We start from the raw sequence: 12,946 nt of genomic DNA, 5'->3' as shown, positions 1-12,946 counted from the left end.
TTCAGGGCCGGACGGGCACCGCACACGGTGCCGCCGGCCGACGTTTGCCCTACGAGGAGGCGCACCAACCCCATGACCGCATCCGAGACGACCACCCATCCGAAGCTGCAGCACGCGGGTGGTCTGGACTTCGCCGTCGCCGACCTGCTCGGCCACGAGGCCGGGCGCAAGGACATCCGCCTGGCCGAGAACGAGATGCCGGGCCTGATGGACCTGCGCCGCGAGTACGCCGAGGCCAAGCCGCTGCACGGCGCCCGGATCGCCGGTTCGCTGCACATGACCACGCAGACCGCCGTGCTGATCGAGACCCTGGTCAGCCTGGGCGCCCAGGTCCGCTGGGTCTCCTGCAACATCTTCTCGACGCAGGACGACTCGGCCGCCGCGGCCGTCGTCGGCCCGCACGGGACGCCCGAGGACCCGAAGGGCGTCCCGGTCTTCGCCTGGAAGGGCGAGACCCTCGAGGACTACTGGTGGTGCACCGAGCAGCTGTTCAAGTTCACCGACGACGCGGGCAACATCGTCGGGCCGAACATGATCCTCGACGACGGCGGTGACGCCACCCTGCTCGTGCACAAGGGTGTCGAGTTCGAGAAGGCCGGCGTCGTGCCGACCGTCGACGACGACGACCTGACCGTCCCGGACGAGGAGCGGGTCATCCTGGCCACGCTGCGCCGCAGCCTGGCCGAGGACCCCCGGCGCTGGACGACGATCAACTCCGACATCCGCGGTGTCACCGAGGAGACCACCACCGGCGTGAACCGCCTCTACCAGCTGGCCGAGCAGGGCAAGCTGCTGTTCCCGGCGATCAACGTCAACGACTCGGTCACCAAGTCGAAGTTCGACAACAAGTACGGCATCCGGCACTCGCTGCTCGACGGGCTCAACCGCGCCACCGACGTCCTGATCGGCGGCAAGGTCGCGGTCGTGGCCGGCTACGGCGACGTCGGCAAGGGCTGCGCCGAGGCGCTGGCCGGTCAGGGCGCCCGCGTCCTGGTCTCCGAGGTGGACCCGATCTGCGCCCTGCAGGCCATGCTCGAGGGCTTCCAGATCGCGCGGGTCGAGGATGTCATCGGTCAGGCGGACGTGGTCATCACCACGACCGGCAACAAGGACATCATCACCACCGAGCTGATGCAGAAGATGAAGCACCAGGCGATCCTGGCCAACGTCGGTCACTTCGACAACGAGATCGACATGGCCGGCCTGGGCCGCATCCAGGGCATCAAGAAGATCAACATCAAGCCGCAGGTCGACGAGTGGATCTTCCCGGACGGGCACACCATCCTGGTGCTCTCCGAGGGCCGCCTGATGAACCTGGGCAACGCGACCGGCCACCCGTCGTTCGTGATGAGCAACAGCTTCGCGAACCAGACGATCGCGCAGATCGAGCTGTTCACCAAGCACGACGAGTACAACAACGAGGTCTACCGCCTGCCCAAGCACCTCGACGAGAAGGTCGCGCGCGTGCACGTCCTCGCGCTCGGCGGCGAGCTGACCAAGCTCACGAAGGACCAGGCCGAGTACATCGGCGTGGACGTCGAGGGCCCGTACAAGCCGGAGCACTACCGCTACTGAGGTAGTTCCCGGCAGCAGTCCCCCGTCCGGAGCGGCGGTCGCGATCCGCGGCCGCCGCTCCGGCGTGTCCGGGGTCAGACGATCGGCGCGACGACCCGGATGTCGCGCTCGGCGCCGTTGTCGAAGGCGTCCAGGGCCTCGCGGTAGCCCGGGCTCGCGTAGGCGGCGACGGCCGCGTCCACGTCGTCGAACTCGACGACCACGACGCGGTCGCGCAGCCCGGCCTCGTACGCCGCGGACGCCGTCGCGCGGGCCACGAACCGCCCGCCCGCGGCCTGCAGCGCCGGCCCGGCGAGCTCCCGGTACGCGGCGAGCTTGTCCTCGTCGTGCGTGGCCCGGTAGATCGACAGGAAGTGCGCGGCGCCCGGCGTCGCGGACGTGCCCTCGATCGCCTCGACGATCCGGAGGTCGCGCTCGGCGCCGTCGCCCAGCGCGGCGAGGGCGGCCTGGTAGTCCGCGCTGTCGTGCGCGGCGACGGCCGCGTCCACGTCGTCGAACTCGATCAGCGTGGTGCGCTCGCGCAGTCCGGCCTCGTAGGCGGCGGCCGCCGGCCCGCGGGCCAGGAACCGTCCCCCGGCGGACTCCATCGCCGGTCCGCCGAGCGCCACGTAGGCCGCCAGCTTCTCCTCGTCGTGCACCGCGCGGAACGCGTTCACCCAGTACGCCCTGGTCATTCGTGCATCCTCTCGTCGACGTGCGTCACCCTCACTCCGAGATGATCGTCGCACCCGCGGTTCTCGGCCGTCGTCGGCGAGCCGGTCCAGTGCGTCGCGGTGCGGTGCACCCGGTCGGCGAGCTCGCCGAACGTCCAGCCGCCGTCGGCGTGGGTCAGGGCCGTGCGGTCGTGGTGGCGGGCGTACTGCTCCAGCGTCACCGCGATCGCGGTGCGGTCCCCGGTCGCCGTCATGATCTCCATGCCGGTACCCGACCGCGAGCCGTGCGCCGGGTTACGGTGGCCTGTGTGAACGGCTCGGGGGACGGCTGGGTCCGGTGCGACCTCGGGCACAAGCACTGGGGGCTCTTCGGCGCGGCCGGGCTGCTGGTGCGCCACCGCGACCCGGACTCCGGCAGCGAGTGGGTGCTGCTGCAGCACCGCGCGAGCTGGAGCCACCACGGCAGCACCTGGGGAGTGCCCGGCGGCGCCCGCGATGCCGGCGAGACCGCCCGCGAGGCGGCGCTGCGCGAGGGCGCCGAGGAGAGCGACCTCGACCTCGACGTGCTGCGCGAGGCGGACACGTTCGTCGACGACCACGGCGGCTGGAGCTACACGACGGTCGTGCTGCGCGCGTCCGCCGCACCACCGGTGTCGGTGCGGGGGCTGGAGAGCACCGAGCTGCGCTGGGTGCGCGCCGACCGTCTGGACGAGCTCGAGCTGCACCCGGGCTTCGCGGTGACCTGGCCCCGGGTGCGCGAGCTGGGAACGCGTCCATGATCGGCGTGCCGGCAGCGGAGGGCGCCGGATCCGGTGCGGATCGCTGCCCGGACGACGATCACCGGGGCGGGGCGGTCAGCCCGCAACACGTGCCCGGGCTCGGGTAGTTTCCCGCCCGTGGGGCGGCTGGTCGTGATCGAGGGTCTGGACGGGGCCGGCAAACGCACGTTCGCGGGTGCGCTGACCGGCGAGCTCGAGGGCCTCGGCGCGCGCACGGCGTCGCTCGCGTTCCCCCGCTACGACGACGACGTGCACGCCGAGCTGGCCCGCGACGCCCTCTACGGCCGGATGGGCGACCTCGGCTCCTCGGTGCACGCCATGGCCGTGCTGTTCGCCCTGGACCGCCGGGCCGCGGCCCCCGCGCTGCGCGCCGCGCTCGCCGAGCACGACGTGGTGCTGGTGGACCGCTACGTCGCCTCGAACGCCGCCTACAACGCCGCCCGGCTCGGCCAGGACGCCGGCGGCGAGGTGGTGGCGTGGGTGCGGGCGCTGGAGATCGACCGGTTCGACGTCCCGATGCCGGACCACCAGCTGCTGCTCGCGGTGCCGCGGGAGCTCGCCGCGCAGCGCGCCCGCTCGCGCGAGCTCGCCGAGCCGGGGCGGGCGCGCGACGCCTACGAGAGCGACGACGCCCTGCAGGAGCGCACCGACGCCGTCTACCGGCAGCTGGCCGGCGCGTCCTGGCTGAGCCCGTGGACCGTGCTGGACGGTGCCGGGGATCCGGACACGGCGGCCCTGGCCGGGCGTCTGCTGGCCTGAGCGCGGAGGGTGGGATGCTTGTCGGCATGAAGTCGCGCGTGCTGGTGGTCGACGACGACCCGGCCCTGGCCGAGATGCTCACCATCGTGCTGCGGGGCGAGGGTTTCGAGACGGCGGTCGTCGCCGACGGCACCCGGGCCCTGCCCGCGGTGCGCGAGGTCGACCCGGACGTCGTCCTGCTCGACCTGATGCTGCCCGGGATGAACGGGATCGACGTCTGCCGGGCCATCCGCGCCGAGTCCGGCGTCCCGATCGTCATGCTGACCGCGAAGAGCGACACCGTGGACGTCGTCCTCGGGCTCGAGTCCGGCGCCGACGACTACGTGGTCAAGCCGTTCAAGCCCAAGGAGCTCGTCGCGCGGATCCGCGCGCGGGTCCGGCGCAACGAGTCCGAGCCCGCCGAGCAGCTGACGATCGGCGAGATCTCGATCGACGTGCCGGCCCACCAGGTGATCCGCGAGGGCCACCCGATCGCGCTGACCCCGCTGGAGTTCGACCTGCTGGTCGCGCTCGCCCGCAAGCCGCGCCAGGTGTTCACCCGCGAGGTGCTGCTCGAACAGGTCTGGGGCTACCGGCACGCGGCCGACACCCGGCTGGTGAACGTGCACGTGCAGCGCCTGCGGTCGAAGGTGGAGCGCGACCCGGAGCGCCCCGAGGTGGTGCTCACCGTGCGCGGGGTGGGGTACAAGGCCGGCCCGCCGTGACCGGGTCGGCGCGTCGGTGATGCGCCGGCTGCTCCGCCGGCTGGCGCGGCTCCCGGTGCTGCGCCGGCTGGTCCGTGCGCTGGCCCCGGTGCGGGTGCAGGCACTCGAGCTGGGAGCGGTGCTCTCGGCGTCCTGGCGGCGCTCGCTGCAGCTGCGCGTCGTCGTGTCCACGCTGGCGCTGTCCTCGGCCGTGGTCCTCGTGCTGGGCCTGGTGCTGCAGAGCGAGATCGCCGAGCGGCTGCTGCAGGGCAAGCTGGCCGGCGCGCTGGCGCAGGCCGAGGCCGGCCGCGTGGTGCTCGACAGCGACCTGTCCGGGGTCGACCCGGACCGGGAGGGCGCCCAGGACACGCTGGCCAACGCGCTGCAGCGGCTGACCAACTCCGACGGGGCCAACCCCGGCTCGGCCGGGGCGGGGGAGTTCCGGGCCACGCTGACCACCGGCGCGGGCAACGGGCCGGAGGTCTCCGCGGGCCCGATCGGCGACGTCACCCGCGAGCAGCGCGAGACCGTCGCCGAGGGCGGGGTGAGCCGCCAGTACACGACCGTCAACGGCGTCCCCACCCTGGTGATCGGTCAGCCGGTCGGCACCGCGGGCCGGGAGCTGCAGTTCTACCTGCTGTTCCCGCTGGACGCCGAGCAGAACACCCTGAACCTGGTCAAGTCCACGCTGATCGTCGGCGGGCTGGTGCTGATGGTGCTCCTGGCCGCGATCGCCAGCCTGGTCACCCGCCAGGTGGTGCGCCCGGTCCGGCAGGCCGCGGAGGTCGCCGAACGCTTCGCCGGCGGGCATCTGGACGAACGTATGCCCACCCGCGGAGAGGACGAGGTCGCGCGGCTGGCCGAGTCCTACAACGAGATGGCCGGCAGCCTGGCCGCCCAGATCAAGCAGCTGGAGGACTTCGGCGCGCTGCAGCGCCGGTTCACCTCCGACGTCAGCCACGAGCTGCGCACGCCGCTGACCACCGTCCGGATGGCCGCCGACGTCCTCTACGCCTCCCGGGACGAGCTCCTCCCGGCACTGCGCCGCAGCTCCGAGCTGCTGGTCACCGAGCTGGACCGGTTCGAGGCGCTGCTCGCCGACCTGCTCGAGATCAGCCGCCTGGACGCCGGCGTCGCCGAGCTCGGCGCCGAGCGGGTGGACCTGGCCGGGGTCGTCGACAACGCCGTGGACACGGTGCGCGGGCTGGCCGACGAGACCGGGACGCCGCTGGTGCTGATGCTGCCGGTCGGGCAGTACGTGGAGGCCGACCCCCGGCGGGTGGAGCGGATCGTGCGCAACCTGGTGGCCAACGCCGTCGACCACGGCGAGGGGTACCCGGTCGAGGTCACGGTGGCCGGGGACGCGTCGGCGGTCGCGGTCCTGGTGCGCGACCACGGCGTGGGCCTGCGCCCGGGCGAGGCAGACCTGGTGTTCAACCGGTTCTGGCGGGCCGAGGAGAGCCGGGCCCGGCGCAGCGGTGGCACCGGGCTGGGGCTGTCGATCAGCATCGAGGACGCCCGCCTGCACGGGGGCTGGCTGCAGGCGTGGGGCGAGCCCGGGCGCGGGTCGGCGTTCCGGCTGACGCTGCCGCGCCACGTGGGCGCGCACATCTCGGCCAGCCCGTTGCCGCTGGGCCCACCGGACTCCGAGGACGGGATGCCGCTCACCGACCCCGGCGCGGTCTCCTCGGTCCCGACGCCGCCGTGGGGGACGCCCATCCCGGATCGGGATCGGGACCGGGACCGCCTCCGCGACGACGACCGGCTGCAACCCGCCGAGCGCGCGATCATGGACCCGGGGGAGGACCGATGAGGCGCAGGGTCGTGGGCGCGGTCGCCGCCGTGCTGGCCGCGGGGATGCTGGCCGGCTGCGCGAGCGTGCCCGGACACTCCTCGGTGCAGGTGCTGCGCCAGATCGGCGACAACGGCGCCGCGGCCGTGCCGGCCGGCCCGATCGACGACCGGGACCCGCTGGGACTTGTCCGCGGCTTCGTCTACGCCTCCGGGCAACCGGACGACCGCCACGCCTCCGCGCGGCGCTTCCTGGCCCCGCAGGCGTCGAACTGGGACGACGGCGCGTCCCTGACCATCCTCGACGAGCGCTTCGACACGGTGTTCTCCCCGGACGGGGTCACCGGCGACCCGAACCGGGCCACCGTCCGGATCCGCGGCACCCGGCTGGGCACGCTGGACCCGTTCGGCGCGTTCGAGGCCTCCCCGGCACCGGTCGACCTGGACGTCGGGGTGGTCAACCGGGACGGGCAGTGGCGGATCGACGGGCTGCCCCCGGGCGCGCTGGTGCGCGGCTCGGACTTCCGGGCCAACTACCGCTCGCTCAAGGCATGGTTCGTCGACCCGGTGCACCGCACGGTGCTGGCCGACCCGCACTACATCCCCGGCGCCCGGACCACGGCGCTGGCGACCCGCGCGGTCGAGGTGCTGCTGCACGGGCCCTCGGCCGGTCTGCAGGGCGCGGCGACGACCGCGTTCCCGCCCGGTGCGAAGCTGCGGTCCAACCTCACCGAGTCCGCGGACGGGGTGGTCGTGCTCGACCTGGCCGGCGTGGACGGGCTCGCCGACGCCGACCGGCGGCTGCTGGCCGCCCAGCTCGCGCTCACCCTGGCCGAGGTCAGCATCCCGCGGGTGCGGATCCTCTCCGACGGCGAACCGCTGCTGCCCGGGCGCCCGGACGTCGGCCGCGAGGACGTCGTCGACCTGGTGGCCGGGCCGCCGGCCAGCGCGCCGCTGGCCGCGATGGTGATCGAGAACGGGCGGGTGCGCGCGCTCGGGGAGGCCGGGCAGGACACGCCGCTGTCGGGTCAGGCGGGGAACGGGTCGTTCTTCGTGACCGACGCCGCGAGCTCGTCGCGGACGAACCGGATCGCCGTGGTGTCCCGCGAGGAGAGCGGCACCCAGCGCCTGCTGACCGGCCCGGTCGACGGGCAGCTGACCGCCACCCCGGTCTCCGGGGGCTCGTTGACCTCGACCACCTGGAACGCGGCCGGCGACGAGGTCTGGGTCCTCGCCGACGGCGTCCCGCAGCGGGTCGTCGTGCCGGGCGCGGGCCCGGCCCGGCAGGCGCCGCTCGACGCCGGGGAGATCACTTCGCGGGGCCCGGTCCGTGATCTGGTGCTCTCCCGCGACGGGACCCGGGTCGCGGCCGTGGCGGGGGGACGGGCGCTGGTCGGTGCGGTGGTCACGTTGCCCGGTGGCGCGGTGTCGGTGCGCCAGGTGCGCGAGCTGCGCCCGGCCGAGCTGGACGGCGTGGTGGCGATCGACTGGCGGGCGGGCGACCAGCTGGTGGTGGCCGCGAACTCGGACCGCCCGGTGTCGCTGGTGTCGGTGGACGGCCTGACCCTGGACCCGATGCCGAGCGTCAACCTGACCTCGCCGCTGCGCACCGTGGCCGCCGCGCCCGGCCGGGCGATGTACGTGGCCGACCGGACCGGGGTGTGGAGCTTCGCGGGCGGCGACCTCGACGCCTGGCGGCAGGCGCTGGGGGCGACCTCGGACGCGCGGCCCTTCTACCCCAGCTGAGGTTACCGGCGGGTTGTGGACAACTCGCCGGTCGGCGCGCCCGGTCCGCCGGGAACGGTCGGACCGCGCGCGCATGCTCTCCCGCATGACCGCACGTGAGCTCCTCTCCGGGCTGGCCGACCTCGTCCTGCCCAGTTCCTGCGGCGGATGCGGCGGACCCGGCGGCGGATGGTGCCCGGCCTGTGCCGACGCCACCGGCGGGCCGCTGCCGGTGACCCTGCCCCGGGCCGGCCCGACGGCGGCGGCCGGGCGCTACCGGGGCCCGTTGCGCCGGGCGCTGCTCGGCTACAAGGAACGGGGCCGCCGCGATCTCGCGCCGGCCCTGGCCGGGCTGCTCGTGCCGCCCGTCGCGGCGGTGCTGCCGGTGTCGCCGCCGGGCCCGGTGTGGCTGGTGCCGGCGCCGTCGCGTCCCGGGGCGGCGCGGATGCGCGGCGGCGACCACGTGGCCCGGCTGGCCCGCGGCCTGGCGGCGCGCCTCGGCGCCGCCGGGCTGCCGGCGCGGGTCGCCCCGGTGCTCGCGCTCGACCGCCGGGCCCGGGACTCGGTCGGGCTGGACCCGGCGCAGCGGGCGGCGAACCTCGCCGGGGCGATGACGATCCGGGCGCCGGGGCCCGGCGGCGGCCCCGAGCCGGACGCGGTCGTCGTGCTGGTCGACGACGTCGTCACCACCGGCGCCACGCTGCGGACCTGCCGGAACATACTGCGCCGCAACGAGATCAGTGTGTCCGCAGCGGTCGTGTTGTGCGACGCGACCGGAGGGTCGAGGGACGGCCCACGGTGATCACCCGGGTGCCGGGTGCCGCTCACCGTGTGCGTTCACACCCATCCCGGGATCCCCCCAGCGGGTCGGTGACCGGTATGTCCCGCGGGCGGACGAACCGCTAACGTCGTCTGAACTTCGAGCCCATAGCACATGAGGAGGAGTCGCCGATCGCGCGCCCCGGGCAGCCGGGTCCCCGGCCCCCGACCGACCGACAAGATCTAGAACGACCAGACCTGCGACCGACGCACGAGAGCGAGGGATGTCCGAATGGAGATCACCGTAACCGGCCGGAACGTTGAGGTACCGGATCACTTCCGGGGTCACGTCGAGGAGAAGCTCAGCCGCCTCGAACGCTACGACCACAAGATCGTCGGGATGGAGGTCGAGCTCTTCCACGAGCCGAACCCCCGTCAACAGAAGAGCTGCCAGCGCCTGGAGATCACCGGCCGCGGCGGATGCGGGGCGGTGGCCCGTGCAGAGGCCGCCGCCGGGGACTTCTACGCCGCGCTCGACCTCGCGGCCAGCAAACTGGCGAGCCGGCTGAGCCGCTCGCACGACCGGCGCAAGCCCAGCCGTCGGGACAAGGTGGTCGCCGGTCGCGCCGCGGCCCAGCCCGGCGGGGTGGCCCTGCTCGAGGAGGCGCCCCCGGCCGAGGACCTGGTGCCCGGTCCCCGCGGGCACGACGAGCATCTCGACGACGACGAGCCGCGCCCCGGCCGGATCGTCCGGGACAAGGTGCACGACGCCCGGCCGATGTCGGTGGACGAGGCGCTGTCGCGGATGGAGCTCGTCGGGCACGACTTCTACCTGTTCGCCGATATCGAGTCCGGCCACCCGTCCGTGGTCTACCGGCGGAAGGGCTACGACTACGGCGTCATCCGGCTGAACGGCTGACCCCGTGCGGTGGGGGGTCGGTGACGGCCGCCCCCCACCGCCCGCGGGGTGTCGCGACCGCCCCCGGGGTGACGTTCCGGCCGGTCCCGGTGTGGGGGCTGCGTACGATGGAGGCTTGGCGGTGTCGTGGTGTCGCGTCGAGCGGTGTCCGGCGGTGCTGCCTGCGATGACCTGACCGCGATCGTGAATGAGGTCGTGCAGTGCCCTTCCTGAGTCGTCTCCTCCGAGCCGGCGAGACCAAGCTGGTGAAACGGCTCGGCAAGATCGCCGCCCACATCGACGAGCTCGAGCCGGAGGTCCAGGCGCTCTCGGACGCCGAGCTGCAGGCCAAGACGGCCGAGTTCCGCTCCCGCTACGCCGAGGGCGAGTCGCTCGACGACCTGCTCCCCGAGGCGTTCGCCGTCGTCCGCGAGGCGTCGCAACGCACGCTCGGTCAGCGCCCCTTCACCGTGCAGCTGATGGGTGGCGCGGCCCTGCACCTGGGCAACGTCGCCGAGATGCGCACCGGTGAGGGCAAGACGCTGACGTCGGTGCTCCCGTGCTACCTCAACGCGATCGCGGGCAAGGGCGTCCACGTCGTCACGACGAACGACTACCTGGCCAAGCGCGACTCCGAGACCATGGGCCGGATCCACCGCTGGCTCGGTCTCACGGTCGGGGTGATCCTGGCCGAGATGCCGCCGGCCACCCGGCGCGAGCAGTACGCCGCGGACATCACCTACGGCACGAACAACGAGTTCGGCTTCGACTACCTGCGCGACAACATGGCGTGGAACGCCACCGACATGGTCCAGCGCGGGCACAACTTCGCCATCGTCGACGAGGCGGACTCGATCCTGATCGACGAGGCCCGGACCCCGCTGATCATCTCCGGGCCGGCCGAGCAGAGCGCCCGCTGGTACCAGGAGTTCGCCCGGCTCGCCCCGATGCTGACCAAGGACATCCACTACGAGGTGGACGAGCGCAAGCGCATGGTCGGCATCACCGAGGAGGGCGTCACGCTGGTCGAGGACCAGCTGGGCATCGACAACCTCTACGAGTCCGCGAACACGCCCCTGGTCGGCTACCTGAACAACGCGGTCAAGGCCAAGGAGCTGTTCAAGAAGGACAAGGACTACATCGTCAACGACGGTGAGGTCCTGATCGTCGACGAGTTCACCGGCCGCGTGCTGGCCGGGCGCCGCTACAACGAGGGCATGCACCAGGCCATCGAGGCCAAGGAGGACGTCGAGGTCAAGGCGGAGAACCAGACGCTGGCCACGATCACCCTGCAGAACTTCTTCCGGCTCTACGACAAGCTCGCCGGCATGACCGGTACGGCCCAGACCGAGGCCTCCGAGCTGAACGAGATCTACAAGATGTCCGTGGTCACGATCCCCACGAACAAGGACATGATCCGCGCCGACCAGCCGGACCTGATCTACAAGACCGAGCCGGCCAAGTTCGACGCCCTCGCCGACGAGATCGCCGAGAAGCACCGCGCGGGCCAGCCGGTGCTGGTCGGCACGACGAGCGTCGAGAAGTCCGAGTACCTGGCCCAGCTGCTGCTCAAGCGCAGCATCCCGCACGAGGTCCTGAACGCGAAGAACCACGCGCGCGAGGCGACGATCATCGCGCAGGCCGGGCACGCCGGGTCGGTCACGGTGGCCACGAACATGGCAGGCCGCGGTACCGACATCATGCTCGGCGGCAACCCGGAGTTCCTGGCCGACCTGGAGCTGCGCAGCCAGGGCCTGGACCCGGTGGAGACCCGCGAGGAGTACGAGCTGGCCTGGGACGCGGTGCTGTCCCGGATGCGCAAGCAGGTCCAGGCCGAGGCCGAAGAGGTCAAGAACGCCGGTGGGCTCTACGTCCTGGGTACCGAGCGTCACGAGTCGCGGCGGATCGACAACCAGCTGCGCGGCCGTTCGGGGCGTCAGGGCGACCCGGGCGAGTCCCGGTTCTACCTCTCGCTCGGTGACGACCTGATGCGCCGGTTCAACGGCCAGGTCGTCGAGTCGATCATGAACCGGTTCAACCTGCCGGACGACGTGCCGATCGAGGCGGGCATGGTCACCCGCGCCATCCGCAGCGCGCAGACCCAGGTCGAGCAGCAGAACTTCGAGATCCGCAAGAACGTCCTCAAGTACGACGAGGTGCTCAACCAGCAGCGCAAGATCATCTACGACGAGCGGCGCCGGGTCCTCGACGGCGAGGACGTGCAGAGCCAGACCCGCAACATGCTCGCCGACGTCGTGCACGACTACGTGAAGGCCGCGACGTCCGAGGGCTACTCCGAGGACTGGGACCTGGACAAGCTCTGGACCGCGATCGGCGGGCTCTACCCGGTCTCGACGAGCTGGCGCGAGATCGCCGACTCCGAGGACGGGCTCGAGGACCTCTCCGCGGAGGCGTTGGAGACGGCGATCCTGGCCGACGCCGAGGCCGCCTACGCCCGGCGCGAGGCCGAGATGGACGCGCTGATCGGCGCCCAGGGCGGCATGCGTGAGCTGGAACGCCAGGTCCTGATGCAGGTCATCGACCGCAAGTGGCGCGAGCACCTCTACGAGATGGACTACCTCAAGGAGGGCATCGGGCTGCGCGCGATGGCCCAGCGCGACCCGGTGATCGAGTACCAGCGCGAGGGTTTCGACATGTTCTCCGCGATGCTCGAGGGCATCAAGGAGGAGACGATCGGGCACCTGTTCAACGTCACCGTGCAGGTGGCCGAGCAGCCGCCGGTCGAGGCCGAGGCCGAGGGGACCGCCGCCGTGGCCGAGGCTCCCGGGCCGCCCCGGGAGGACGACACCACCGAGATCCCGGTCGTCCCGGCTCGGCCGGCGATGGGCGGTGTCCGCCGCCAGGTGCCCGACGAGGACCCGAACGAGCAGACGGCCGTTCTGCCGAACCTGTTCCGCTCCGCGCCGCAGAACCTGCAGTACAGCGGCCCGACCGAGGACGGCGAGGTGGCCCGGCGGGGCGGTGCCGCGAACGGGAACGGCCGCGCGTCCGGAAACGGGGCCCCGGGTAACGGCGCAGGGGCCAACGGTGCTGCGGGTAACCGCGCCGGGGGCAACGGCGCCGGGGGCAACGGCGCCGGAAACAACGCTGCAGGCGGCGACGGCGCCGGAGGCAACGGTGCGGGCGCCGACGGCGACGCGGGCGTCAACCGCGCCGAGCGCCGCCGGCAGCAGCGTGCCGCCGAGAAGGCGAACCGCCGCCGGCGCTGACCCGCCACGATCCACGACGCCCCCGGCCGGCCACGGCTGCCGGGGTCGTCGTCGTGGTCGGGGCCGGGGACGGACGGGTGTCGGGGCTCAGAGC

General features: G+C 73.0%; 11 protein-coding genes. 9 read left to right on the top strand and 2 right to left on the bottom strand.

What is annotated here, in order from left to right; all coding sequences use genetic code 11:
* The first annotated feature begins 72 nt into the window (after positions 1-72).
* Positions 73-1,575: an adenosylhomocysteinase gene (ahcY, locus tag I4I78_RS04475; RefSeq protein WP_218609895.1), complete on the top strand. Its 1,503-nt coding sequence runs from the start codon at positions 73-75 to the stop codon at positions 1,573-1,575.
* Between the two features lie 74 nt (positions 1,576-1,649).
* Here the strand turns inward: ahcY and I4I78_RS32580 are convergent, their stop codons facing one another.
* On the bottom strand, positions 1,650-2,249 hold the full coding sequence (locus tag I4I78_RS32580) for a DUF1330 domain-containing protein (protein WP_226379082.1): 600 nt from the start codon (positions 2,247-2,249) through the stop codon (positions 1,650-1,652).
* Positions 2,246-2,491 carry a hypothetical protein gene (locus I4I78_RS32575; protein WP_226379103.1) on the bottom strand — a complete coding sequence of 82 codons (246 nt, stop codon included), beginning with the start codon at positions 2,489-2,491 and terminating at the stop codon, positions 2,246-2,248. The genes I4I78_RS32580 and I4I78_RS32575 overlap by 4 nt, the downstream gene beginning before the upstream one ends.
* Positions 2,492-2,536: 45 nt before the next feature.
* Here I4I78_RS32575 and I4I78_RS04460 point away from each other — a divergent pair, with 45 nt between their 5' ends.
* The 8 genes from I4I78_RS04460 to secA all read left to right on the top strand — a co-directional run bounded on the left by I4I78_RS04460 (position 2,537) and on the right by secA (position 12,852).
* A complete protein-coding gene (locus tag I4I78_RS04460) occupies positions 2,537-3,007 on the top strand; it encodes an NUDIX hydrolase (RefSeq protein ID WP_308251894.1) in 471 nt (156 codons plus the stop codon).
* 117 nt (positions 3,008-3,124) lie between these two features.
* A complete protein-coding gene (locus tag I4I78_RS04455) occupies positions 3,125-3,766 on the top strand; it encodes a dTMP kinase (RefSeq protein ID WP_218609893.1) in 642 nt (213 codons plus the stop codon).
* 26 nt (positions 3,767-3,792) lie between these two features.
* Entirely contained in the window at positions 3,793-4,470 is a 678-nt protein-coding gene (gene mtrA, locus I4I78_RS04450; protein WP_218609892.1) for an MtrAB system response regulator MtrA, read from the top strand.
* Positions 4,471-4,489: 19 nt separating this feature from the next.
* Complete coding sequence (gene mtrB / locus I4I78_RS04445; RefSeq protein ID WP_218609891.1) at positions 4,490-6,262, top strand: MtrAB system histidine kinase MtrB; 1,773 nt, start codon at positions 4,490-4,492, stop codon at positions 6,260-6,262.
* Entirely contained in the window at positions 6,259-7,986 is a 1,728-nt protein-coding gene (locus tag I4I78_RS04440; RefSeq protein ID WP_218609890.1) for an LpqB family beta-propeller domain-containing protein, read from the top strand. Before mtrB ends, I4I78_RS04440 begins: the two co-directional genes overlap by 4 nt.
* Positions 7,987-8,071: 85 nt before the next feature.
* Positions 8,072-8,767, top strand: coding sequence for a ComF family protein (locus I4I78_RS04435; protein ID WP_218609889.1), 696 nt, complete (start codon positions 8,072-8,074; stop codon positions 8,765-8,767).
* A 249-nt stretch (positions 8,768-9,016) separates the two neighbouring features.
* On the top strand, positions 9,017-9,643 hold the full coding sequence (gene hpf / locus I4I78_RS04430) for a ribosome hibernation-promoting factor, HPF/YfiA family (RefSeq protein ID WP_218609888.1): 627 nt from the start codon (positions 9,017-9,019) through the stop codon (positions 9,641-9,643).
* A 200-nt stretch (positions 9,644-9,843) separates the two neighbouring features.
* Positions 9,844-12,852, top strand: coding sequence for a preprotein translocase subunit SecA (gene secA / locus I4I78_RS04425; protein WP_218609887.1), 3,009 nt, complete (start codon positions 9,844-9,846; stop codon positions 12,850-12,852).
* The last annotated feature ends 94 nt before the right edge of the window (positions 12,853-12,946 follow it).

The organism is Pseudonocardia sp. KRD291, from assembly GCF_019263595.1.
Classification (GTDB): domain Bacteria; phylum Actinomycetota; class Actinomycetes; order Mycobacteriales; family Pseudonocardiaceae; genus Pseudonocardia.
This window is presented reverse-complemented; position numbering and strand designations above follow the sequence as displayed.